Source organism: Mesorhizobium sp. RCAM 05104 (genome assembly GCF_059683645.1).
Genome location: NZ_CM185033.1, coordinates 1,091,283 through 1,113,694 on the forward strand (window position 1 = coordinate 1,091,283; position 22,412 = coordinate 1,113,694).

23 protein-coding genes are annotated in these 22,412 nt (G+C 62.5%); 15 read left to right on the plus strand and 8 right to left on the minus strand.

The annotated features are described in order from the left end of the window. Positions 1-20: 20 nt before the first annotated feature. On the minus strand, positions 21-1,013 hold the full coding sequence (locus AC56QP_RS05800) for a bifunctional helix-turn-helix transcriptional regulator/GNAT family N-acetyltransferase (protein WP_489860555.1): 993 nt from the start codon (positions 1,011-1,013) through the stop codon (positions 21-23). A 163-nt stretch (positions 1,014-1,176) separates the two neighbouring features. Between AC56QP_RS05800 and AC56QP_RS05805 the strand changes: the two genes are divergently transcribed. The 3 genes from AC56QP_RS05805 (at position 1,177) to AC56QP_RS05815 (ending at position 3,403) form a co-directional block, all read left to right on the plus strand. Continuing rightward, positions 1,177-1,461 carry an acylphosphatase gene (locus tag AC56QP_RS05805; RefSeq protein ID WP_489860554.1) on the plus strand — a complete coding sequence of 95 codons (285 nt, stop codon included), beginning with the start codon at positions 1,177-1,179 and terminating at the stop codon, positions 1,459-1,461. 71 nt (positions 1,462-1,532) lie between these two features. After that, positions 1,533-2,174 (plus strand): TetR/AcrR family transcriptional regulator, encoded by a 642-nt coding sequence (locus AC56QP_RS05810; RefSeq protein WP_489860553.1) that lies wholly within the window; start codon positions 1,533-1,535, stop codon positions 2,172-2,174. Between the two features lie 65 nt (positions 2,175-2,239). Further along, positions 2,240-3,403, plus strand: coding sequence for an isovaleryl-CoA dehydrogenase (locus AC56QP_RS05815; protein ID WP_489860552.1), 1,164 nt, complete (start codon positions 2,240-2,242; stop codon positions 3,401-3,403). A gap of 17 nt (positions 3,404-3,420) precedes the next feature. Here AC56QP_RS05815 and AC56QP_RS05820 read toward each other — a convergent pair whose 3' ends face one another. After that, positions 3,421-3,813 carry a hypothetical protein gene (locus AC56QP_RS05820; protein WP_489860551.1) on the minus strand — a complete coding sequence of 131 codons (393 nt, stop codon included), beginning with the start codon at positions 3,811-3,813 and terminating at the stop codon, positions 3,421-3,423. 245 nt (positions 3,814-4,058) lie between these two features. Between AC56QP_RS05820 and AC56QP_RS05825 the strand changes: the two genes are divergently transcribed. The 4 genes from AC56QP_RS05825 (at position 4,059) to AC56QP_RS05840 (ending at position 8,809) form a co-directional block, all read left to right on the plus strand. Next, the gene (locus AC56QP_RS05825; RefSeq protein WP_489860550.1) at positions 4,059-5,666 is read left to right on the plus strand and encodes a carboxyl transferase domain-containing protein; all 1,608 of its coding nucleotides are present in this window, start codon (positions 4,059-4,061) and stop codon (positions 5,664-5,666) included. A gap of 1 nt (position 5,667) precedes the next feature. Beyond that, positions 5,668-6,189 carry an O-acetyl-ADP-ribose deacetylase gene (locus AC56QP_RS05830; RefSeq protein ID WP_489860549.1) on the plus strand — a complete coding sequence of 174 codons (522 nt, stop codon included), beginning with the start codon at positions 5,668-5,670 and terminating at the stop codon, positions 6,187-6,189. Between the two features lie 129 nt (positions 6,190-6,318). Continuing rightward, positions 6,319-6,696: a hypothetical protein gene (locus tag AC56QP_RS05835; protein WP_489860548.1), complete on the plus strand. Its 378-nt coding sequence runs from the start codon at positions 6,319-6,321 to the stop codon at positions 6,694-6,696. Between the two features lie 130 nt (positions 6,697-6,826). After that, positions 6,827-8,809 (plus strand): acetyl/propionyl/methylcrotonyl-CoA carboxylase subunit alpha, encoded by a 1,983-nt coding sequence (locus AC56QP_RS05840; RefSeq protein WP_489860547.1) that lies wholly within the window; start codon positions 6,827-6,829, stop codon positions 8,807-8,809. Between the two features lie 249 nt (positions 8,810-9,058). On the opposite strand, the gene AC56QP_RS05845 is transcribed toward AC56QP_RS05840, so the two are convergent. The 3 genes from AC56QP_RS05845 to AC56QP_RS05855 form a co-directional block, all read right to left on the minus strand. Continuing rightward, the gene (locus tag AC56QP_RS05845) at positions 9,059-9,358 is read right to left on the minus strand and encodes a hypothetical protein (RefSeq protein WP_497100638.1); all 300 of its coding nucleotides are present in this window, start codon (positions 9,356-9,358) and stop codon (positions 9,059-9,061) included. Between the two features lie 493 nt (positions 9,359-9,851). Further along, positions 9,852-10,973, minus strand: a complete 1,122-nt coding sequence (locus tag AC56QP_RS05850) for an ABC transporter substrate-binding protein (protein ID WP_489860546.1) — start codon at positions 10,971-10,973, stop codon at positions 9,852-9,854. Between the two features lie 388 nt (positions 10,974-11,361). Beyond that, positions 11,362-11,628: an SEL1-like repeat protein gene (locus AC56QP_RS05855; protein WP_010915070.1), complete on the minus strand. Its 267-nt coding sequence runs from the start codon at positions 11,626-11,628 to the stop codon at positions 11,362-11,364. A 449-nt stretch (positions 11,629-12,077) separates the two neighbouring features. Between AC56QP_RS05855 and AC56QP_RS05860 the strand changes: the two genes are divergently transcribed. From AC56QP_RS05860 to AC56QP_RS05880, 5 genes are all read left to right on the plus strand, one after another. Further along, the gene (locus tag AC56QP_RS05860; RefSeq protein WP_256749558.1) at positions 12,078-12,422 is read left to right on the plus strand and encodes a DUF2147 domain-containing protein; all 345 of its coding nucleotides are present in this window, start codon (positions 12,078-12,080) and stop codon (positions 12,420-12,422) included. A gap of 225 nt (positions 12,423-12,647) precedes the next feature. Next, entirely contained in the window at positions 12,648-12,806 is a 159-nt protein-coding gene (locus AC56QP_RS05865) for a hypothetical protein (protein ID WP_489860545.1), read from the plus strand. A 39-nt stretch (positions 12,807-12,845) separates the two neighbouring features. Next, complete coding sequence (locus AC56QP_RS05870; RefSeq protein WP_091577065.1) at positions 12,846-13,040, plus strand: hypothetical protein; 195 nt, start codon at positions 12,846-12,848, stop codon at positions 13,038-13,040. Positions 13,041-13,156: 116 nt separating this feature from the next. After that, a complete protein-coding gene (locus AC56QP_RS05875; protein ID WP_489860544.1) occupies positions 13,157-14,620 on the plus strand; it encodes an AMP nucleosidase in 1,464 nt (487 codons plus the stop codon). A gap of 106 nt (positions 14,621-14,726) precedes the next feature. Next, positions 14,727-15,761, plus strand: coding sequence for an endonuclease/exonuclease/phosphatase family protein (locus AC56QP_RS05880; protein WP_489860543.1), 1,035 nt, complete (start codon positions 14,727-14,729; stop codon positions 15,759-15,761). 93 nt (positions 15,762-15,854) lie between these two features. Here AC56QP_RS05880 and AC56QP_RS05885 read toward each other — a convergent pair whose 3' ends face one another. Together AC56QP_RS05885 and AC56QP_RS05890 are read right to left on the minus strand one after the other, a co-directional pair. Continuing rightward, positions 15,855-16,451, minus strand: coding sequence for a DUF922 domain-containing Zn-dependent protease (locus tag AC56QP_RS05885; protein ID WP_489860542.1), 597 nt, complete (start codon positions 16,449-16,451; stop codon positions 15,855-15,857). Between the two features lie 143 nt (positions 16,452-16,594). Then, the gene (locus AC56QP_RS05890) at positions 16,595-18,274 is read right to left on the minus strand and encodes an electron transfer flavoprotein-ubiquinone oxidoreductase (RefSeq protein WP_489860541.1); all 1,680 of its coding nucleotides are present in this window, start codon (positions 18,272-18,274) and stop codon (positions 16,595-16,597) included. A 218-nt stretch (positions 18,275-18,492) separates the two neighbouring features. Between AC56QP_RS05890 and AC56QP_RS05895 the strand changes: the two genes are divergently transcribed. The 3 genes from AC56QP_RS05895 (at position 18,493) to AC56QP_RS05905 (ending at position 20,942) form a co-directional block, all read left to right on the plus strand. After that, positions 18,493-19,137, plus strand: a complete 645-nt coding sequence (locus AC56QP_RS05895; RefSeq protein WP_489860540.1) for a hypothetical protein — start codon at positions 18,493-18,495, stop codon at positions 19,135-19,137. A gap of 50 nt (positions 19,138-19,187) precedes the next feature. Next, on the plus strand, positions 19,188-20,066 hold the full coding sequence (locus AC56QP_RS05900) for a uracil-DNA glycosylase (protein ID WP_489860539.1): 879 nt from the start codon (positions 19,188-19,190) through the stop codon (positions 20,064-20,066). Between the two features lie 66 nt (positions 20,067-20,132). Further along, the gene (locus tag AC56QP_RS05905; protein WP_489860538.1) at positions 20,133-20,942 is read left to right on the plus strand and encodes a helix-turn-helix domain-containing protein; all 810 of its coding nucleotides are present in this window, start codon (positions 20,133-20,135) and stop codon (positions 20,940-20,942) included. A gap of 539 nt (positions 20,943-21,481) precedes the next feature. On the opposite strand, the gene AC56QP_RS05910 is transcribed toward AC56QP_RS05905, so the two are convergent. Next, positions 21,482-22,384, minus strand: coding sequence for a DMT family transporter (locus AC56QP_RS05910; protein WP_489863675.1), 903 nt, complete (start codon positions 22,382-22,384; stop codon positions 21,482-21,484). Positions 22,385-22,412: the final 28 nt, after the last annotated feature.

The following is a 22,412-nucleotide window of genomic DNA, read 5'->3' on the forward strand; positions in this document are numbered from 1 at the left end:
AAACAGCGAGCATACGAAGCTCACAAATCCAGTTCCCAGGTCTGACCGGTCAACTCCTTGCCGAAACTGTGATGGCGCTCCTGCGAGACCAGCTTGAAGCCTGCGCGCTCGTAGATCGCGCGCGCCGCGACGAGGATATCGTTGGTCCATAGCATCAGCCTGATGTAACCGCAGGCGCGGGCCTGGCTCACGCACTGCGCGACCAGGCGTTTGCCGATGCCCAGGCCGCGGGCCGCCGCCTCGACATGCAGCATCCTCAGCTTCGCAACCTCGTCGTCCAGATGCACCAGGAACACGGCGCCGACCGGCTCGCCGCCGCGTTCGGCGATCCAGCAGAAATCACGGCCGGGCACGAAATTGCGGATGAAATCAACGCCAATCTCGGCGAGCATGGCTTCGAACTCGATGTTCCAGCCATATTCCTCGGCATAGAGCTGGGCCTGCCGCTGCACGACCCAGCCGACGTCGCCGACACGGTGCGGCCGGACCGCCACCGCGTCATTCCCACAGGCAGGATCGCCCAGCAATTTCCCAACCTTGCGCAACGCGTCGCCCAACTCATGCAGCCTGTCGTCGGGCACACTTTCGATCAGCCGCGCCGTGTCCCGGTCGGCCGCCGACTGAAGCCTCGCAAGTGCTGCCTCGCCCCTGGGCGTCAGCGAGAGAACCCTTCGGCGCCGATCGGTCGGATCCGTTCGGGCCTCGGTCAGCCCCTCGCCCGCAAACTTCCGCAGAATCCGCGTGAGATAAGCGGGATCGACACGCAATTGCCTGGCGATTTCGGACGCCGCCGGGCCGTTCTCCAACCGAAAAGCCCCGGCCAGGAACCCTCGCTCGCCGGCGATTTCGGGAGCGGCGGGACTGCTGTGATGGCCCAATTCGAACAGCACGCGCGCCTCGGTCAGGGTGAACGCGCTCTGTGTCAGGGTCTCGTCGAGAAGGCCAACGGTCCGGGTGTAGAACCGGTTGAAGTGGCGTATCTGCGCCACCAATGCGTTGCGTTCGTCCAACATCTGCTTCCAACTCCCGACAAGGCAATTGCATTTTCCAAAATTAATGGACTGAGTCAATTAAGTTTCAAAACCTGTGCCCGGCTATTGCGTCATGCGCGCAATTCTCGGGTTGCATTCCCTGAGCCGTGCACCAGATTCCACGGAGACAGGCTTGGAGAGATTCATGGCTGGTCATCGCAGGGAAGTGCGGGCGCGTGTCTACGGTAATGTGCAGGGCATCGGCTTCAGACTCTGGGCTCGGAGCGAAGCCACACGCCTTGGTCTTGCGGGCTGGGTTTGCAATGAAGCGGACGGATCTGTAACGGCCCATATTGCAGGCCGCGATGAAGCGGTCTCGACAATGATCGAGCGACTCTGGAAAGGGCCGACCGGGGCTTCGGTTTCAAAGGTCGACGTCGAGGAGTTGGCCGCCGGAAACGCCCCTGTTGGGTTCAGGATCATTGCATGACGGCGGAATTGACTCGGTACCCTTGAATTAATTGAACGTTCGTTTTAATATCGTTCCGCGAAGGGACGACAATGGCGCGCACCACCGGATCCGATGGCGAAAAAACCGAAGCGGCGATCCGCGAGGCTGCGGTCAACCTGATCGCGCGCTTTGGCTACGAGGCGATGTCGATGCGCCAGCTTGCCGCCGAGGTCGGCGTACAGGCAGCCGCGCTCTACCGCTATTTCCCGACCAAGGAAGACCTTCTGTTCACGCTGATGCGCGAACACATGCAGGGCCTGTCCCAAGCGTGGGAAGCAGCCAAGCCGGCCGATGCGGATCCGGCACAACGGCTTTCGGCCTATGTCGAAAACCATATCGCTTTCCATATCGAGCGTCGCCATGCCACGCATGTGTCGAACATGGAATTGCGCAGCCTCTCGCCCGAAAGGCTGACACAGATCCTGCGCATGCGCACTGCCTACGAAAAGGAACTGCGCGCCATCCTGCGCGATGGCGCCGAGGCTGATGTCTTCAGCATCGACGATACCGGGCTGACGGCCATGGCGCTGATCCAGATGATGACCGGCGTCATCGTCTGGTTTCGGCCGGGCGAGCGGCTGTCGATCGCTGAAGTGACGGCGACATATCTTTCAATGACAATGCGCCTGGTCGACGCGGCATCCGCTACAGCGCCGCACGTCTTTTTAGACGCGCAAAGGACGCTGTTTTAATTCGCGCATGATCCCTTTCCGAAAATCAAAGTCGATTTTCGGGGTCATGCGGCAGGAGGAACGACATGTACACGAACACGCTCAGCTTCGGGCATGACGAGGATATCGAGGCGCTGCGCGACATGGTGCGGCGCTTCGCCCAGGACAGGATCGCGCCGATCGCCGCCGACATTGATCGGTCGAACGAATTCCCGGCGCATCTGTGGCGCGAACTCGGCGCGCTTGGGCTGCTCGGCATTACCGCCGATCCCGATTTCGGCGGCAGCGGCATGGGCTATCTTGCCCATGTGATTGCCGTGGAGGAGATTTCCCGCGCTTCGGCTTCGGTCGGCCTTTCCTACGGCGCCCACTCCAACCTGTGCGTCAACCAGATCAACCGCTGGGCGACACCGGCGCAAAAGGAAAAATTCCTGCCGCCGCTGTGCTCGGGCGAGCGCGTCGGCGCGCTGGCCATGTCGGAATCCGGCGCCGGCTCCGACGTCGTCTCGCTCAAGCTGCACGCCGAAAAGCGCAATGACCGCTATGTGCTGAACGGCACCAAGATGTGGATCACCAACGGGCCGGACGCCGAAACGCTGGTCGTCTATGCCAAGACCGATCCGGAGCGGAAATCGCACGGCATCACCGCCTTCATCATCGAAAAGGCTTTTGCCGGTTTCTCCGTGGCGCAAAAACTCGACAAGCTCGGCATGCGCGGCTCCAACACCGGCGAACTGGTGTTCGAGAATGTCGAGGTGCCTTTCGATAATGTGCTGCATGAGGAAGGGCGAGGCGTCGAGGTGCTGATGTCGGGCCTCGACTATGAGCGCACGGTGCTCGCCGGCGGCCCGATCGGCCTGATGGCGGCGTGCCTCGACGTGGCGATCCCCTATGTGCACGAGCGCAAGCAGTTCGGCCAAGCGATCGGCGAATTCCAGCTGGTGCAAGGCAAGCTGGCCGACATGTACACGACCATGAACGCCGCGCGCGCCTACGTCTATGCCGTGGCCGCCGCCTGCGATCGCGGCCAGACGACGCGCAAGGATGCCGCCGGCTGCGTGCTGTTTGCCGCGGAGAAGGCGACGCAGATGGCACTCGACGCGCTGCAGCTGCTCGGCGGCAATGGCTATATCAACGACTATCCTACCGGCCGTTTGGTGCGCGACGCCAAGCTCTATGAGATCGGTGCCGGCACCAGCGAAATCCGCCGCTGGCTGATCGGCCGCGAGATCATGGCGGAGGGGCTGTGATGTTCCCCTCCGCCACCTCAGCCGAATGCCTTGGGCAGGTCATCGGTTGGCTTGGCAACGATCTGGTGCGGGTCGCGCCACAAAACCTCGCGCTGACGCGCCGACGTGATCGAACGCACCGGCAAACCGCCCTCCTCGATCAACCAGGCGCAATAGCGCGCCCGGCTGATCGCTTCCTTGGCGTCCGGATGGAACCAGCAGATGCCCCAGATCGAGCTACGGCGCTTGAAATGCCGGCCAACCCGACCTGGAATGGGCAAATGCTGGTTGAACCAGTCGAACTGACCCTCCAGTTCGTCATGAACCCAATCCGGGCAGCCGTTCCGGTGCAGGTACCAGGACGCGTGGAAGAAGCCGGTCTCCACCCGGCTCTTCGGATGGATCAGCGGCGTTACGAACCGCAAATACATTTTGACACCCACCGTGCCTCAAAGCGCGGTGTTCCTCTTGCTCAAATTCGGGACGTGGAAAGCCGCCCTCCGGCGGCGTCAGGCCATAGCCGAAGGGAGACATCTGGTGAAATGCAAAAGCATGCCTTTCATCGTCGCCTCCTGAGGGTGTCATTCGTACAAAAGATGCCACGCTTGGCACGCGGCATCCGGGCGCGGGCTGTTACACTGGTTCCACAGCGGCATCAAGAGGTGTGATAAACAACGTGGCTACACTGCAAACCCAGATATCCCCCTCCTCCGACACCTTCCGCGCCAATGCCGAACGCATGCGGGCACTGGTCGCCGACATCGCCGAGAAGGCCACGGCCGTCGAGCGCGGTGGCTCCGAGGAGGCGCGCGCGCGCCACGTTTCGCGTGGCAAGCTGTTGCCGCGCGAGCGCCTTGCCCTGTTGCTCGACACCGGCTCGCCCTTCCTCGAGATCGGCCAGTTCGCCGCATGGTCGATGTATGGCGAGGAGATTTCCGCGGCCGGCATGATCGCCGGCATCGGCCGCGTCGAAGGCACCGAGGTGATGGTCGTCGTCAACGACGCAACGGTGAAGGGCGGCACCTACTATCCGCTGACCGTCAAGAAGCATCTGCGGGCGCAGGAGATCGCGCTGCAAAACAATCTGCCTTGCATCTACCTCGTCGACAGCGGCGGCGCCAATCTGCCCAACCAGGACGAGGTGTTTCCCGACCGCGAGCATTTCGGCCGCATCTTCTACAACCAGGCCAACATGTCTGCCGCCGGCATCCCGCAGATCGCCTGCGTCATGGGTTCATGCACGGCGGGCGGCGCCTATGTGCCGGCGATGTCGGACGAGACGATCATGGTGCGCAACCAGGCGACCATCTTCCTCGGCGGGCCGCCGCTGGTGAAAGCGGCCACCGGCGAGGACGTCAGTGCCGAGGATTTGGGCGGCGCGGACGTGCACACGCGGCTTTCCGGTGTCGCCGACCACTATGCGCTGGACGACGAACATGCACTCGCCATCTGCCGGCGCATCGTCAGAAACCTGAATCGGAACAAGACGGTAAGCCTGAACTTGAGGAAAGCGATTCCACCGCTTCATCCGGCGGATGAGCTCTATGGCATCGTACCGACGGATCTGCGCCAGCCCTATGACGTGCGCGAGGTGATCGCGCGCATCGCCGACGGCTCCGAATTCGACGAGTTCAAGCAGAACTATGGCACGACGCTCATCACCGGCTTCGCCCACCTGCATGGCATGCCAGTCGGCATCATCGCCAACAACGGCGTGCTGTTTTCCGAAAGCGCGCTGAAGGGCGCGCACTTCATCGAATTGTGCTGCCAGCGCAAGATCCCGCTGGTCTTCCTGCAGAACATCACCGGCTTCATGGTCGGCAGGAAATACGAAGCCGCCGGCATCGCCAAGGACGGCGCCAAGCTGGTGATGGCGGTGGCCACCGCCAGGGTGCCGAAAGTAACTGTCATCATCGGCGGTTCGTTCGGCGCCGGCAACTACGGCATGTGTGGCCGGGCCTACTCGCCGCGCTTCCTGTGGATGTGGCCGAACGCCCGCATCTCGGTGATGGGCGGCGAACAGGCGGCGACGGTGCTTGTCATGGTCAAGCGCGAAGGCATCGAGCGCAAGGGCGGCGAATGGAGCGCCGAGGAGGAAGCAAAATTCAAGAAGCCGATCCTGATGAAATACGAGCATGAAGGCCATCCGCTCTATTCCTCGGCAAGGCTTTGGGATGACGGCATCATCGACCCGGCGAAGACGCGCGAGGTGCTGGCACTCAGCCTTTCCGCCGCGCTCAACGCCGAGATCGAGGACACGCGCTTCGGCGTGTTCAGGATGTGACATGGACGGCATCGGCGACAGGGTCCGCATCCAAACCGGCGACATCACCAGGCTGGCCATCGACGCCATCGTCAATGCCGCCAATTCCTCACTGCTGGGCGGTGGCGGGGTAGACGGCGCCATCCACCGGGCAGCCGGGCCGGAACTGGAGTTCGAATGCCGCATGCTCAATGGCTGCAGGACCGGCGATGCGAAGCTGACGAAGGGCTATCGGCTGCCAGCGCGCTATATCATCCACACGGTCGGGCCGGTCTGGCAAGGCGGTGGCAAAGGCGAGGCCGAACTGCTCGCGTCCTGCTATCGCCGTTCGCTCGAACTCGCTGCCGCCAATGACTGCCGCACGGTAGCGTTTCCGGCGATCTCGACCGGCATCTATCGCTATCCGAAAGACGAGGCGGCAGGGATCGCCGCCAGGACGGTCAGTACATTCATCGAACAGAAGACAATGCCGGAGACCGTCATTTTCTGCTGCTTCGACGATCAAATGGCGGAACTATACCGGCAGGCCGTTGCTGCCCTGTGAGAAAGCTGAACTGTATGGACCAACCGATTCACCAGCATAGGCAGCCAAGAATCTCCACCAACGAACTGGCAGCGAAGCAAAATATTCGCTACTGCTGGTCGTGCTTAGCGCAATGGGGACAGGGTGGAAATGAAACTGAAATATTGCCGCAAGTCGGCGGCGTCGATACTTGCAGGATTTCTAATATTAACGACAGCCGGCATCAGCTCGGCGGAATCGCTCGCGGGCAGCAAGGGAGACGTGCGTTTTCCAGCAACTCGGGGCTCGGATCCGAAGAGCGAATGCAACGTTGCCTACAAGGCCTATGTGGCGGCGAGCGGTCATTCGGCCTACGCCACGACCTTTTATTCGCGCGTTGTCGACCTCTACATTGTCTGCGCCTCGAAGCTCAACGCGCCCTCCCAGAAGGCAGCGGAAGAGATGGCGCTGCGCAACTGCCAGGCCGGCTTGACGAGGTGGAAGCTCAAGACCGCAAGCGGCGGCTGCGCAATCTCGGCGTCGAAGTAGGCAGGCGTGCCTCTTCCGTAGGGCACTCCCTTGGCAAGGGAGAGCTCTACGCCAAGTGCGGAACTGCAAAGCAGCCCCTGTCAAAGGAACGCCTGCGTCGCTTTACGCAAACCCTGGCTGCGGAGGCTCCATGTTCGGCAAGATCCTGATCGCCAATCGGGGCGAGATCGCATGCCGTGTCATTCGCACGGCCCGAAAGCTCGGCGTGCATACCGTTGCCGTCTATTCGGATGCCGACGCGAGATCCCTGCATGTCGAGATGGCCGACGAGGCGGTTCATATCGGCGCCTCGCCCGTCGGCGAAAGCTATCTGCGCGGCGACAGGATTGTCGACGCAGCGCTGGCGACGGGGGCGCAGGCCATTCATCCCGGTTACGGCTTCCTGTCGGAAAACCCTGATTTCGTCGACCAGGTAGTGGCAGCGGGGCTTACCTTCATCGGTCCGTCGGCGGCCTCGATCCGTGCGATGGGACTGAAGGACGCCGCCAAGCGGCTGATGGAAAAAGCCGGGGTGCCGGTGGTGCCGGGCTATCATGGCGAGGCGCAGGAGATCGTGCTGCTTGCCTCCAAGGCACGCGAGATCGGCTATCCCGTGCTGATCAAGGCGCGCGCCGGCGGCGGCGGCAAGGGCATGCGGCGGGTCGAACATCCCGATGAATTTTCCGAGGCGCTGTCCAGCGCACGACGCGAGGCAAAGGCCGCCTTCGGCGACGACCGCGTGCTGGTCGAAAAATATGTCGACAAGCCGCGGCACATCGAAGTGCAGGTGTTCGGCGATAATTTCGGCAATGCGGTTCACCTCTATGAGCGCGACTGCTCGGCGCAGCGCCGCCACCAGAAGGTGATCGAGGAGGCTCCTGCCCCCGGCATGACGGAAGCGCTGCGCAAGGCGATGACGGAGGCGGCGGTAAAGGCCGCCAAGGCGATCGGCTATTCCGGCGCCGGCACCGTCGAGTTCATCGTCGATGCCTCGCAAGGCCTGAAAGCCGACCGCTTCTGGTTCATGGAAATGAACACCCGCCTGCAGGTCGAGCACCCCGTTACCGAAATGGTCACAGGCACCGATCTGGTCGAGTGGCAGCTCAAGGTCGCGTCGGGCGAGAAACTACCGAAGACGCAAAGCGAGATCGTACTCGCCGGCCATGCCTTCGAGGCGCGCATCTATGCGGAGGATGCGACAAAAGGCTTCCTGCCCGCGACTGGCACGCTGCACCATCTGAAATTTCCGGACGCAGCACTTGAAGGTGCTCGCATGCGCATCGAGACCGGCGTGCGGGCCGGCGATGCCATTTCGCCCTATTATGACCCAATGATCGCCAAGCTGGTCGTCCACGCAAAAGACAGGCAGGCGGCGCTGAAAGCGCTCGGCGCGGCGCTGTCGCAAACCGAGATCGCTGGCTCGACCGTCAACACTGCCTTTCTCGCCGCTCTTACCGCGGATCCAGACTTTGCGGCGGGCGATGTCGACACTGGCCTGATCGCCAGGCACCAGCCGGCGCTGACCGAGGTCACGCCGCCGAGCGGCGAAACCATCGCGGCGGCGGCCCTTGCGGCCGCTGGCGCGGGAGCACTGCCGCTGTCCAGCGAGCCATGGTCTTCGCTTGCCGGCTATGCGCATTTCCACAGCGTGGCGCGGCGCTCACGGCTGAAGTTCGGCGAAGATGATATCGTGGCGCGGGTTTCGGTGCGGCCGGACGGGCGGTTCCAGGTGGCGCTCGATGCACCCTATGACAGCACCAATTCGCATGACCTTCGCGCCGTCCCTCGCCTCGCCCTCTGGCCAGGCCACGTCACCGTATTCGAAGGCGCCGTCGGCTATACTTTCACAGTCACGGACCCGCTGGAGAGAACCGACGAGGCGGCTGGCGCCACCGGCAGCCTGCGTGCGCCGATGCCGGGGCTGGTCAAGCTGGTGCGTGCGGCACGGGGCGATGCCGTGACCAAGGGCCAGCCGCTGCTGATCCTCGAGGCGATGAAGATGGAGCACACCATCGCCGCGCCGCATGACGGAGTGATCGCCGAGATCGCGGCTGAGGGAGCACAGGTTACCGACGGGACAGTGCTGGTGCGATTCGTCGAGGAACAGAGCGCTTCGACCGCTGCCACGAACTGACAGTTCGGAAGCAGACGACGGATCGCCAGCAAAAATGGCTGGGGAGAACCCGGCCAGACGGACGTTCAGGCGCAACTCCCGAACAGACGCGTAAAACCGTCAACATGGGCAATAGCCCTGAATACGAAACCCATGCCGATGTTCCTGGCGAGGCGTTGGCAACAGCGCTCAATCACAGTACCGCATGAGCGGAGGAAGTCGCCAGCCTACAACATTCGTCGGGTTGCCTTGGTGCAAGTTCCCGACCTGTCATTGCTGGACAAATTTGGCCGGCATTCGAATGTCGGTCTGTATTCCCAGAGCCTCCGCCGCCCAATCTCTCATTTCGGGGGAGACATCATCTGATCTTAGTATTGACACGGCCAGCGCCGCGACGTCCGCGGGGGGTTTTTGGTTGGCGCCTCTATACATGAAATAACCAGCCAGGATGGCACATCCTATCGAGATGGCCGGTGGTGCAAACCGTATTGCCGTCAAAGCCATGGCGCGCCAGCGGGCGGTTGGGCTGATCTTGGGAAGCATATCTTCGTCGTCAACAAGCTCAGTCATTCCAATCCTCCCGCGGTCGGTAGAATGCCTTCCAGTAGAATGGTCTACATTAGTTAAATTGCGATAAAACTTATCGGGAATGGCGGGAGGGGCGAGTTATCCTAGGCGTGTTCGCGGCGCCGCATTGGCAAACTGCGCTGACTACGAAGGACAAGGCCACGGCGTTCGCCATGACCAAGGAGATTGGCGACAAGGTCCGGGGCGAGAAAATCAGGCCGAAATGAAACGCCGACGGCTATCCCTGATATGCAAACGCAAGCGCATTCAGTCCGCTGTGATAGATTCGCCTCAGCACGCTTTCCGCAGCGTTAGCTCGCTGGGATGTGGCGATCTTCCATGAAGGCCCACCACATGGGTTTTGGCTCCGCCTTGTCGGACAGGCGGTCAACGCCGCCAAACGCGTTTGCGTCAGCCACAATCTTTTCAATGACAAATGGCCGGGACGAGCCCGGCCATTTCCTTGGTTATCCGGTCGCCGAAGCGACGCCAGCGATTACTGCGCGATCGGCGCGTATTTGCCGTCGTGCCACTGGTTGATGTCGTAGCTGGCATTCTTGAGATCGCCCTTCTCGTCGAAGGTGACATCACCGACAACCGTGCTGATCGGCGTGCCGTTCTTCAACGCTTCGGCAACCTTGGCCGGATCGTCGCTGCCGGCGCGCTTGACGCCCTCGGCGAAGGCCTGGATCACGGCATAGGAGAACAGCGTGAAGCCTTCCGGCACGAAGCCGCTCGCCTTGATCTTCTCGACCGCGGCCTTGGCTTCAGGCTTTGCCTGCGGATCCGACGGGAATACGAACATGGTGCCTTCGCCGGCCGGGCCGGCAACCTGCCAGAATTCCGGCGAGGCGATCGAATCCGGCATGATCAGCTGGAACTTGACGTTCTGCTCCGCCGCCTGGCGCAGGATCAGGCCAGCCTCGGGGTGGTAGCCGCCGAAATAAACGACGTCGGCCTTCAGATCCTTCAGCTTGGTGACGAGTGCCGAGTAGTCCTTCTCGCCAGCATTGATGCCTTCGTAGTCCACCTCCTTGAGGCCGCCGGCATTCATGGTTGCCTTGACGGCGTCAGCCACGCCCTGTCCGTAGGCGCTCTTGTCGTGCAGGACGACGACGTTCTTGCCGGCATACTTCTTGGCGATCCACGGGCCGATGAAGGCGCCCTGCGCATCGTCACGCGTATAGAGGCGCATGATCGTCGGCCAGCCGGCCTTGGCCGCCGCGTCGGTCAGCACCGGGTTCGAAGAGGCCGGGCTCATCATTAGGGCGCCGGCTTCGGCATAGACAGCAGAAGCCGGAATGCTCGAGCCCGAGCAAGCATGACCGTCGATGAACTTGACGCCGTCGGCCACGATGCGATTGGCGACCGACACGGCCTGCTTGGGATCACACTGGTCGTCCTCGATGTCGAGCTTGATCTGGCGACCACCGACACCACCTGCCGCGTTGATCGCGTCGGCAGCGGCCTGTGCGCCCTGCTTGAACTGATCGCCAATGGTGGCGAGTTGCCCGGTCATCGGGCCGACCACCGAAAAGGTGATGTCGTCGGCGAATGCGACCGGCGCGCTCATCATCAGGCCAAAAACAGCCGCGCTCAAAATACTCATTTTTTTCATGATAATAGAACTCCTCCACTCACGCGCGGCCGCCCCGGCCGCGCTTCTTCCAGAGAGGCGGGACAATTTCATCCTTCGTTGGGCCTGTCTAGGCGCATTGGCGGCACTCGATTGGGCCTGCATGACCTCATCAACGCCAAAAGAGCCATGCCAGCCTTGTCCCGGCTGGTCATGGCTCTTTTGCCCGTCGAGCAATTTCCAAGCGCCCCCGCGCCAGAAAATCCCACTCGCCTTCCCCGTGTTGCGCGGCTCAGCCCTGCAGGCCTGCCGCGTTCTTTTTCTTTACGTCGTTGACCGTCTCGCGCGGCCTTCTATTCCGCCGGGTCCGGCCGTCTGTGCGGCCTTGATCCCGGAGCTTCCCTGTCTTCGATAGGTCTGTGGGCGGATCTCAGTGCATGGTCATCCATTCGCGGGCTTCGCGCAGCGCCTTGGCGATCTCCACCTTCGACATGGCGGCCGACAGTTCCGAGCGCAATTCCGCGGCGCGGGCCGAGCCCTTGATGGCGGCAATGTTGAACCATTTGTGGGCGGCAACGACATCGGTCTCGCAATCGCGGCCAGTCGCATACATCATTCCCAATTCGAAAAGAATGTCGGCCTGGGCAGTTGCCCCCATGGCGCCGAAGCCGGCTTCAAGCATTTCAAAACGTGCCATTTTCAATCCCCTGTTCTGGCCCTGTCTGGCTCCCGAGAGCTGCCTCCGTTTGTCTTGCCGGGCCGCTCTTTCGATGTTTTCGAGAATGCCGTGCAGGCTTGAATCCGTCGTTAAATGGCGTGCTTAATTTGAGGAAAACAAAGCTAAAACAAGAGGTAAACGCGGAAATTCGTTAAGGATACGAAGCCAGCAACTCAGCCCGTTTGCGCCAAATTTGACGAAAATTTTAGCGGCGGACATCAACACTCCGCTAACCACGAGAGACAAAGGCAATGCGCCGATCGTTTCAGTTTCTCGCCAACGGGGCTTATTCAGACGTGTTTAAAATCCCGAAGTCTTCCGCAGCGGCACCGCTTTTGTTTTGCCGGGAGCTGGATTAACTTACGTTTGCGTAAACGGCAGACCGGCGAGGCGGTGCATCCGGCCGGATATCCAAAGGGAGGAAGAGCATGTTTCGAAAAGTGAGCCTGGCCCTTGCGGCCACGTTGATCATGGCTGGTGCGGCGTGGGCCGATCCGATCGAAGGCAACTGGAAGACCCAGGCCGGCTCAACGGCCGCCATCACGGGCGGCGGCGACACGTTTTCCATCACGCTGAAGTCGGGCAAATATGCCGGCAAGAACATCGGCTCGTTCAAGGTGGCCGGTGACAACAAGTATACCGGCACCATTACCGACCCGGAAAACGACAAGACCTATTCGGGCAAAGCGTCGGTCTCCGGCACCTCGCTCAAGATGAGCGGCTGCGTGCTCGGCGGGCTGATCTGCAAGAGCCAGACCTGGCACAAGCTCTGATCTATCGCATGCTTGCGACATGACGACGGGGCCCCGGCGGGCCCCGTTTTTGTTTGTGGAGGCGCGGCACGTCCGCTTCGGCCGCTCTCGTACCGGCGCCCGTCGGAACCAGCGCCGGCGCATCAAAACACCGTCAACCAATTTGAACCGCAGATGAACGCCGGCATCAGAGCCGGTTCAGTCGCGCTCGGGCATTCTCCTGCGTGTTGAAGGAGACACGACCCAATGCTCGCCCGCCGCTTCACCATCGTCTGCCTGCTGATGAGCCTGTTTGGAATGTTTTTCGCCATCCTCGTCGCCGAAGCCGGTCGTCCGGCCCGCGCCTGGGACGAAGCCAGCTCTAGAACCTGCCGCCTCGGCTGCCCCACCCACTTTCGCAACTGAACCAAAGACCCAAGATCTCGAAAAGAAAAGCAGAACACCATGAACCGCATCGCCGCCAACGCTCTCAAGACCCTTCGGCTTCTGCCGCGGGCGGCGCTTATCCTGATGGTTCTGGCCGCTCCGGTCCTGGCCGTGCCGATGATGCGTGCCGATGCCGGCTCGACGATCGACGCACCGGCCCTGAAGAAGACCGGCGTCGGTTTCGTGCTTCTGGTCAGCCTGCAGCGTGGCTGAAGAAAAACGACGCTTTGGCCACCTTCGGTCGAGACACCCCTCCCAACATGTCGCCCAAGTCTCTATATTGAGACATGGAAAAGCGAATCTACCCTCAAGCCATCGAATCTGTCGTCATGCCGGAGCCTTTTGGCCGGCAAAGCTTCAACAGCGCCGAAAAGGCCGTCGCGGCGCTGCAAGCGCTTTACGACCGCAACACCAGGTTCCTGCGCGACTCCTTTGCGGCGCTTGCCGCAGCGGGCGGCGACAACGGCAAACGCTACCGCGCCTTCTATCCAGAGATCGGCGTCACCACCAACTCGTTCACCCAGATCGACTCGCGGCAAGCCTACGGGCATATGCCGACGCCAGGGCATTTTTCGACCACCATCACCCAGCCGGGCCTGTTCGAAAGCTACCTCATCGAGCAACTGCGCCTGATCATGCGCAATCATGGTGTCGCGGTCACCGTGTCGGAGTCGACCACTCCCATCCCGCTGCATTTTGCCTTTCTCGAAGGCACTCATGTCGACGGCGCGGCGGCCGAGCGCATCAAGCGGCCGATCCGCGACCTGTTCGATGTACCGGACCTCGACGGCACCGACGACCAGATCGCCAACGGCACATTCGAAGTGCCATTCGGCGAGCCGAGGCCGTTAGCGCCCTTCACGGCGCAGCGCATCGACTATTCCCTGCACCGCCTGTCGCACTACACCGCGACAACGCCGCAGCATTTCCAGAACTTCGTGCTGTTCACCAACTACCAGTTCTACATCGACGAGTTCGTCGCCCGCGCCCGGGTACAGATGGCGGAAGGCGGGCATGGCTATGCCGAATTTGTCGAACCGGGCAATGTCGTCACCAAGGCCGGACAGAGCGCGCCCAGCGAAGGCGTGGCGCCGCCGCGCCTGCCGCAGATGCCGGCCTATCATCTGAAGAAGCCGAACCATGGCGGCATCACCATGGTCAATATCGGCGTCGGGCCTTCCAACGCCAAGACGATCACCGACCACATCGCCGTGCTGAGGCCGCATGCCTGGGTGATGCTCGGTCACTGCGCTGGGCTGCGCAACACCCAAGCGCTGGGCGACTATGTGCTGGCGCATGCCTATGTACGCGAGGATCATGTTCTCGACGACGATCTTCCGGTCTGGGTACCGATCCCGCCCCTAGCCGAAATCCAGGTGGCATTGCAGGAAGCCGTCGCCGAAGTCACCGGCCTGTCCGGCTATGACCTCAAGCGCATCATGCGCACCGGCACCGTCGCCACCATCGACAACCGCAACTGGGAACTGCGCGACCAGCGCGGACCCGTGCAGCGCCTGTCGCAGTCACGCGCGATCGCGCTCGATATGGAATCGGCGACGATCGCCGCCAACGGCTTCCGCTTCCGCGTCCCTTACGGCACGCTGCTATGCGTCTCGGACAAACCACTGCATGGCGAATTGAAGCTGCCCGGCATGGCGACCGAATTCTACAAGCGGCAGGTGGCGCAGCATCTGACCATCGGCATCAAGGCGATGGAGAAGCTGTCCGAAATGCCGATGGAGCGGCTGCATTCGCGCAAGCTCAGGAGCTTTTCCGAGACGGCGTTCCAGTAAGACGATCCGCGCGCTGCCATGGGGCATTGCGTCATCTTGATTGGGCCGCATTCTTGCCGATAACCGAGCCCGTATCATATCTGGCAACCCATGCAGACCTGACCCAATGAGACGCAATCGAGACATGGCGGCTTCACTGGCATTCATCGCGATGATGATGTTCTCGGTTGCCCTGGTGGCTGGGTTCTTCGGCGCCCTGCATCCGGCCTTCGATTCTTTTTCGCATTTCCGCGTCCATCTGGCCGTGTTGATGGCGCTTTGCGCGCTGCCGCTGCTGGCCACGACATTTCGGCTGCAAGCGGCCGCGGCGCTGCTTTTCGCCGTGGCGGCCCTTGCCACCACCTTGAACGCGCTGCCCAGCCCGTGGCCGGTTCAGGCGGCCGATGAAGCCAAAACGGGGGACGACGCGGTTTACCGACTGCTGCAGATGAACCTGCGCTACGACAATCCGACCCCGAAGAAGGTGCTGTCGCTGATCGGCCGGACCAACCCCGACGTGATCACCCTCGACGAGGTGTCGGCGATGTGGACGACCGAGCTCGGCTATATCGGCAGCGCATATCCCTACCGGGTTCTCTGTCCTTACCCGAACGGCATATTCGGCGTGGCGCTGCTCTCGCGGCGGCCCTTTGCCGCTGGCAGCGAGCCGCGTTGCGAACGGCGCGGCGCCATGGCGATAGCGACCGTCGACTTCGGCGGCATTGGCGTCGATGTCGCCGCGATCCATCTGAGCTGGCCATGGCCACGCGAGCAGTACTGGCAGATCGGTGAACTCACGGAATCGCTCTCATCGCTCGGCGAGACCGCCATCATGGCGGGCGACTGCAACGCTGCGCCATGGAGCGCGGCCGTGCGGCGTGTAGCCTCGCTCGGCGGGCTGACCGTCATGCCGTCCGCCGGACCGACCTGGACCTACATCAAGTTGCCGGACTTCCTGCGACGCTTTGCCGGTTTGCCCATCGACCAGGTGTTCAGCAAGGGAGCGGTGCTGATCCATGGCGCATCCAGGCTTGAGGAGACAGGCTCGGACCATCTTCCGGTCCTGGTGGAGTTCTCAGTCCGGGCCGACGGCAAGCAGCCTGACGACGATCACGCGACGGCGCTCGCTGCGAGCGATCTGCCCAGCAGGCCCCACGGCTGACACAGGCTCCTCGTCATCTCAGGGCAATTCCAGGAAAGAGCGGAGCGGCAATGAGACGCCGCAAGGACCCGGGATGATGAACGGATCGCTCGCTCAAGGCTTTCCCACCAGGGCGGCGATCAGATGTTCGACATGGCCGCCGTCGCTATGCTCGCGTTGATCGAAGGCGTTTTGCCTGGCCTCGTATTCGGCATAGGCGACCTTGATGCGTCGCCGCGCCTCGCCACGCGTCTTGTAGCAGGACGGGTCGTCGGCGATGCTGAGGCCGGTGATCGACCTTTCCGTGGCGCGCATCATCTCTCTGGCGATGCGGCCATGGGTTTCCTCATGGGCGCGAACGCCGGCGAAGAACCGGTTCCAGCGCCTCTTCAGCGCCGGTGTCATGGGTGAAGCAACGCGAGGGAAGGTGTAGAAGAGGTTGAGCTTGCCGTTGACCCGCCGCAGCCGGCAGAAGCCATTTACCTGGCCGGGGTCGAGATCCCAGTCGACGGTATAGGCGGTTTGGGCGATGGCATGCGTCATGAAGCCGTGCTTGGGGCCCTTGCTGTCCATGGCGTCGACGAGGGTGGCGCCCGAACCTCCCGTGATGTCGTAGGTCCGTGTCTGGACCACGACCCTGGTGCCGGCCAAGGCTTCCGGCGCACAAAGAGCGCCGATGGCGACGAGGCATGTCAGAACGGTCCGGCGCATGGGTCTTTCTCCCTATCCGTAGACAAGGGAACCACAAGCCGGTGACCGTTTCAACGGTTCTGCTGTCTACATGCCTTGGCGGACCGCCGCTTCGCCGGCTTCCTTGCTGCCGGTGGTCGACCCGGCCCAGCCGGCGCCGTGGCTCACATGTTCTGGTAGACCGGCCCTTCACCGCCTTGCGGCGGCACCCAGTTGATGTTCTGGTTCGGGTCCTTGATGTCGCAGGTCTTGCAGTGGACGCAGTTCTGCGCGTTGATGACGAAGCGTACGTCCTTCGCCGCGGGATCGGCTGCGGCATTGCCGTCCTTGTCGACCCATTCGTAGACGCCGGCCGGACAATAGCGTGTCGAGGGTCCGGCAAAGACATCGTGTTCGGAACGCTTCTGCAGGTCCATGTCGCCGACCAGCAGGTGGACCGGCTCGTTTTCCTCATGATTGGTGTTGGACAGGAACACCGAGGACAGCCGGTCGAATGTCAGCACGCCATCGGGCTTCGGATAGGTGATCTTCTTGTGCTGGGCGGCAGGTTCGAGCGCGGCATAGTCGGCCTTGCCGTGCTTCAGCGTGCCGAAGGGCGAGACACCGAACAGCGTATTCAGCCACATGTCGAGGCCGCCGAGGCCTACACCGACAATGGTGCCGAAGCGCGACCAGAGCGGCTTGACGTTGCGCACCTTCTTCAGGTCCTTGCCGATGTCGGTCGCCCGCCACGCCGCTTCGTAGGAGGAAAGCTCGTCATTGGCACGGCCGGCGCCGATCGCCTCGGCGACATGCTCGCCCGCCAGCATTCCCGACAGCACCGCATTGTGCGAGCCCTTGATGCGCGGCACGTTGACGAAGCCCGCGGCGCAACCCATCAGCGCACCGCCTGGAAAGGACAGTTTCGGCACTGACTGCCAGCCACCCTCGGTTATGGCGCGCGCGCCGTAGCCGAGCCGCTTGGCGCCTTCGAACGTGGCTGATATCGCCGGATGGGTCTTGAAGCGCTGGAATTCCTCGAAGGGCGACAGCCAGGGATTCTTGTAGTTGAGATGGAGGACGAAACCCACGGCCACCTGGTTGTCCTCGAGATGGTAGAGGAAGGAGCCGCCGCCGGTCTTCATGTCGAGCGGCCAGCCGAAGGAATGCTGAACCAGGCCCGGCCGATGGTTCTCCGGCTTGACCTGCCAGAGTTCCTTGAGGCCGATGCCGTATTTGCCGGGCTCGCGGCCGTCGGAAAGATTGTATTTGGCGATCAGTTGCTTGGCGAGCGAGCCGCGCGCGCCCTCACCGATCAGCACATACTTGCCCATCAGCGCCATGCCCGGCGCGAAGCCGGGGCCGTGCGTGCCGTCCTTCTCGACGCCCATGTCGCCGGTGACGACGCCGGTGACGGCGCCTTCTTCATTGTAGAGCAGGCCGGTCGCGGCAAAGCCGGGATAGATCTCGACGCCAAGCGCCTCGGCCTTGGTCGCCAGCCAGCGGCAGACATTGCCGAGCGAGACGATGTAGTTGCCGTGATTGTTCATCAGCGGCGGCATCAGGATGTTGGGCAGGCGGAACGAGCCGGCAGGGCCGAGCACGAGGAAATGGTCCGCCGTGACCGGCGTCTTGAACGGATGGCCCTCTTCCTCGCGCCAACCGGGTAGCAGCCGGTCGATGCCGATCGGATCGACGACGGCGCCGGAGAGGATGTGGGCGCCGACCTCACCGCCCTTTTCCAACACGACGACGGAAAGCTCGGGATTGACCTGCTTGAGGCGGATGGCCGCGGCGAGGCCGGCAGGGCCGGCGCCGACGATAACCACGTCGAATTCCATGCTTTCGCGTTCGATGTCGCTCATCAACCCCTCCGCACTGGCTTGCCGCTGTTGCGTATCTTGCTGGCTCCTGCGCTGCATAGCGCATCAATTGGCGACAGGAAACCGGCGCATACGTGACAATGCGGATTTGGCCAAAAAGTCGCGCATCGTGCGCCAGGGCGGCGCTTTCGTTCAGCCTGGCCCGCGGCGCTTGCGTTTTTAATTGTTCGACGGCTTGCTTATCGGCCATACTTCACGCCATGCGCATTCCTGGGCCAGCCGGCTTGTCATCGACGCGCTTTCCATCAACGCCCGGCCGGGCCCGCCGGGCGCTCCTTTTGGCCCTTCTGCTGCTGGCACCGGTCGACGCCGTCGCCGACGAGGTGAAAGTCTGGGCGACAGGCGCCTATTCCTTTTCCGACGAGCTTGGCGGCTTCCGCATCACCGGTGCCTCCGGCATCGGAACCAAGGAAGACCCGCTGGTGATCACCGAAGAGCTCAATTCGGCGACACCGGTGACTTTGACCATCCGCACGACAAAGCCGATCCAGGCATTCGGCAAGGCCGGCGAGTTCGCCAACGGCGTCATGTACATGCGCATCGACGTGCTCAACAACAGCGGCCAGGCGTGGATCGAATTCCAGTTCGAGCTTCAGGAGATACTTGACCAGCCGAGCGTGTTCGGCGACGGGCTTTCGTTCGACCAGCGCAACAAGACGCCCGACAATATCTGGTCGAGCAATTTCGCCGAATTCGATCGTGATTTCGAACCCTATGATCGGTTGCTGTTCAAGAACGGCAAGGTCGACCCGCTGAAAACCGCCAGGTTCGAATTCCTGATGACCGACTACACACCGCGATGGACCTTCTATCTGGTGCAGGATCCGCGCATTCCGACAGGCTAGGGCAAGCGGCCAGCCTTGCAAATTGCCGCCATGCGGACGAATGTGAATCCATGACTGCCGCTTCCCCCAACAACAGACAGGACCTTGCCGACCTGCTGGCCTTCTATGCCAGCGCGGGCGTCGACGAGGCGCTTGAAGACCAGCCGGTGAACCGGTTCGCCGAGGCTGCGCCCAAACCAGCCGAGCGCGCGCCGGCGGCGCCCTTGGGCGACAACGCCGCACCGCCTCGCTCGGCTGGCGTACCCAGTGCCGAGGCGGGTGACAGATCAAACGCGCCGCCCGTCGCACGCGCACCGGCCAAGACCTCTACGGTCCCCGATGAAGCGCAAGCGGCGCTGGCGCGCCAGCTGGCGACGATGGCAACGACGCTGGACGAGCTTCGCCAGCACATGGCGGCGTTCGACGGCTGCAACCTCAAGGCCACCGCCAAGAACCTGGTGTTCGCCGACGGCAATCCGGAGGCCGCCGTCATGCTGGTCGGCGAGGCACCAGGCCGCGACGAGGACATCGAAGGCCTGCCCTTCGTCGGCCGCTCGGGCCGGTTGCTCGACCGCATGCTGGCCGCGATCGGCCTCGACCGAACCTCGGTCTACATCGCCAACGTCATTCCGTGGCGGCCGCCTGGCAATCGCACGCCAACGCCGCACGAGACCGAGATCTGCCGGCCGTTCATCGAGAGGCAGATCGAACTGGTCAATCCCAAGGTGCTGATCAACCTCGGCGGTCCGTCCGCTAAAACCTTGCTCAATACCAGCGAAGGCATCTTGCGGCTGCGCGGCAACTGGCGCGTCCACACGACGGCATCCGGCATCGCCATTCCCGCCATGCCGACCCTGCATCCAGCCTATCTCTTGAGGACCCCGGCGCACAAGAAACTGGCGTGGCGGGATTTTCTCGAAGTGAAGGCGAAGCTGCGGGCGCTCGGCTAGTCGCTCACTTGGTGATGACTTCGCAGGTAATTGAAATGCGCCTCTCACCGGCCTAGTCATTCGCTCATGACGACATCCCAAAACTCCGCCGGTAGCCTCATTCGCGAATGGCGCACCCGCCGCCGCATGAGCCAGCTCGGCCTCGCCATGGAAGCCGAGATCTCGCAGCGGCATCTGAGCTTTGTCGAGAGCGGCCGTGCCGCGCCCTCGCGCGACATGGTCCTGCATCTGGCCGAACAGCTGTCGATCCCGCTCAGGCAACGCAACCAGCTGCTGCTGGCGGCAGGCTTTGCGCCGAGCTTCAGCGAACGCCCGCTCACCGACACGACACTGGCGCCGGCTATGGCGGCGGTGGAGATCTTGCTCAAGGGACACGAGCCTTTCCCGGCACTCGCCGTCGACCGGCACTGGAACCTGGTTTCGGCCAATGCCGCCATCGCTCCGTTCCTTGCCGACGTCACGGAGGCTTCGCTGCTGACGCCGCCGGTCAACGTGCTTCGCCTCAGCCTGCACCCCGGCGGCATTGCGCCGCGCATCGTCAATCTCCAGGAATGGCGCACGCACCTGCTCGAACGCCTCAAGCATCAGACTGACGCGAGCGGCGATCCTGTGCTGGTCGAACTGGAGCGCGAGCTGCGCGGCTACCCGTCTGGTCTGAAAGGCAGCCGGCCCATGCCCGTCGAACCGAACGCCATCGTGCATCCGCTGCGCCTCGCCCATGGCGATCAGGTGTTGTCGTTCATCAGCACCATCACCGTGTTCGGCACGCCGCTCGACGTGACATTGTCGGAACTGGCGATCGAATCGTTTTTCCCTGCCGACGAGCAGACGCGGACGGTGCTGGTGCGGCTGGCGAAGGAGCGGGCGCCACGCTGAGCGACCGAGGCGTCAAACTGACGATTTCCGACACAACGAACCTGAAATCTCAGCAACGAATTGATCATCCGGGTAGGTCCGAGAGAGATGATCGAAATTCTCTTGGTCGGTGTATCCGAGCAGTTTTCCCTCCAGCCATTCCAACTGAGGGCACCAAGGGCCGCGATGATGCAGGAGGTCGAGAAGCAGCGAATACGCTTCGACCCTCCCACTCCTCACCTCTGAGGGTGTAAAACCAATAGTCAATGTCCAGTGTCGCACCGCTCCGCAGGGGCATCTGAAAGGTCCGTACGCGCTCCGACAGCGTTCCGTCGGCAACGTGCGGAGCAAAGTCTTGATTGGCTAACGCATCAGATTTCTCAAAGCCGTCCACTCGCTCGTGAGCAAACACAGCCAAAGGCTTGGTTCCAGCGAGCATCATGGGAAGTTCACGGTTCGTGTGGAGGGTGTACGTTCGCTTTCTGTCATTCATTTTAGATTCCTCGTCGACAGAGAGAATTTATCGCGACCCTCGCTGATCGCCAAAGCAAGGGGCCGGATCATCCCTGCGGCAGCGCAGCCTTGCGGGTGCGGGTGCGCTCCAAGCCGAGCCGGCGCTCACGCCAGATGATAAAGATGCCGGCCGCGACGACGATCAGGCCGCCGACAAGCATGTTGAGGGTGGCAATATCCCCAAAGACGAGATAGCCGACGACGACGCCAAGAATCATCGACGTGTATTCGAAGGGCGCCACGACCGAGGCCTCGGCATGGCGATAGGCTGCCGTCATCAGGATCTGGCCGAGGCCACCGCAAAAGCCGGCGGCAACCAGGAGAGCCGCCTGGAGTGGCGTCAGCGCCTGCCAGCCGAACGGCAGCGACAGCAGCGCCATGACGCTCGCCGTCACCGAAAACCACAGCACGATGGTCGCGGTGCGCTCGCTTTGAACGAGGTTGCGCACCAGCAGCATGGCGATGGCCGAGATGGCCGCGGCAAGCAGCGCGGCAATGACGCCGAGCACCTCCTGGTCGCCGAGGGCAGCACCCGAGCGCAGCAGCGTCAGTTCCGGCCACGAGATGATCAGCACGCCGACCAGGCCGACCGCGACCGCGCTCCAGCGATAGACGCGAATGGCCTCGCCGAGAAAGATCGAGCTGAACACCACCACCAGCAGTGGCTGGGCGTAGTTCAGCGTGATCGCTTCCGGCAGTGGCAGCCGTGTCAGCGCGAAGAAGCCGAGCCCCATGGCGCACACGCCAACGACGCCGCGCGCGATGTGATTGAGCGGACGCCTGGTCGAGAAGGCAGTGCCAAGTTTTCCCCTGAAAGCGAGGAAGGCGATGATCGGGAAGATTGCGAAGAAGGAACGGAAGAAGACGATCTGGCCCGCCGGCACGGTACCCGCTGCCTTGATGCAGGTCTGCATGCCGACGAAGACCGCCACCGATACGATCTTGAGCATGATGCCGGTGAGCGTGCTGTGCCCGCCG

Bases quoted from the DNA above. Each gene is read 5' to 3' on its own strand.
- AC56QP_RS05800 (WP_489860555.1), bottom strand. From the start codon at position 1,013: ATGTTGGACGAACGCAACGCATTGGTGGCGCAGATACGCCACTTCAAC.
- AC56QP_RS05805 (WP_489860554.1), top strand. From the start codon at position 1,177: ATGGCTGGTCATCGCAGGGAAGTGCGGGCGCGTGTCTACGGTAATGTG.
- AC56QP_RS05810 (WP_489860553.1), top strand. From the start codon at position 1,533: ATGGCGCGCACCACCGGATCCGATGGCGAAAAAACCGAAGCGGCGATC.
- AC56QP_RS05815 (WP_489860552.1), top strand. From the start codon at position 2,240: ATGTACACGAACACGCTCAGCTTCGGGCATGACGAGGATATCGAGGCG.
- AC56QP_RS05820 (WP_489860551.1), bottom strand. From the start codon at position 3,813: ATGTATTTGCGGTTCGTAACGCCGCTGATCCATCCGAAGAGCCGGGTG.
- AC56QP_RS05830 (WP_489860549.1), top strand. From the start codon at position 5,668: ATGGACGGCATCGGCGACAGGGTCCGCATCCAAACCGGCGACATCACC.
- AC56QP_RS05835 (WP_489860548.1), top strand. From the start codon at position 6,319: ATGAAACTGAAATATTGCCGCAAGTCGGCGGCGTCGATACTTGCAGGA.
- AC56QP_RS05840 (WP_489860547.1), top strand. From the start codon at position 6,827: ATGTTCGGCAAGATCCTGATCGCCAATCGGGGCGAGATCGCATGCCGT.
- AC56QP_RS05845 (WP_497100638.1), bottom strand. From the start codon at position 9,358: ATGACTGAGCTTGTTGACGACGAAGATATGCTTCCCAAGATCAGCCCA.
- AC56QP_RS05850 (WP_489860546.1), bottom strand. From the start codon at position 10,973: ATGAAAAAAATGAGTATTTTGAGCGCGGCTGTTTTTGGCCTGATGATG.
- AC56QP_RS05855 (WP_010915070.1), bottom strand. From the start codon at position 11,628: ATGGCACGTTTTGAAATGCTTGAAGCCGGCTTCGGCGCCATGGGGGCA.
- AC56QP_RS05860 (WP_256749558.1), top strand. From the start codon at position 12,078: ATGTTTCGAAAAGTGAGCCTGGCCCTTGCGGCCACGTTGATCATGGCT.
- AC56QP_RS05865 (WP_489860545.1), top strand. From the start codon at position 12,648: ATGCTCGCCCGCCGCTTCACCATCGTCTGCCTGCTGATGAGCCTGTTT.
- AC56QP_RS05870 (WP_091577065.1), top strand. From the start codon at position 12,846: ATGAACCGCATCGCCGCCAACGCTCTCAAGACCCTTCGGCTTCTGCCG.
- AC56QP_RS05875 (WP_489860544.1), top strand. From the start codon at position 13,157: ATGCCGGAGCCTTTTGGCCGGCAAAGCTTCAACAGCGCCGAAAAGGCC.
- AC56QP_RS05880 (WP_489860543.1), top strand. From the start codon at position 14,727: ATGAGACGCAATCGAGACATGGCGGCTTCACTGGCATTCATCGCGATG.
- AC56QP_RS05885 (WP_489860542.1), bottom strand. From the start codon at position 16,451: ATGCGCCGGACCGTTCTGACATGCCTCGTCGCCATCGGCGCTCTTTGT.
- AC56QP_RS05890 (WP_489860541.1), bottom strand. From the start codon at position 18,274: ATGAGCGACATCGAACGCGAAAGCATGGAATTCGACGTGGTTATCGTC.
- AC56QP_RS05895 (WP_489860540.1), top strand. From the start codon at position 18,493: ATGCGCATTCCTGGGCCAGCCGGCTTGTCATCGACGCGCTTTCCATCA.
- AC56QP_RS05900 (WP_489860539.1), top strand. From the start codon at position 19,188: ATGACTGCCGCTTCCCCCAACAACAGACAGGACCTTGCCGACCTGCTG.
- AC56QP_RS05905 (WP_489860538.1), top strand. From the start codon at position 20,133: ATGACGACATCCCAAAACTCCGCCGGTAGCCTCATTCGCGAATGGCGC.
- AC56QP_RS05910 (WP_489863675.1), bottom strand. From the start codon at position 22,384: ATGCTCAAGATCGTATCGGTGGCGGTCTTCGTCGGCATGCAGACCTGC.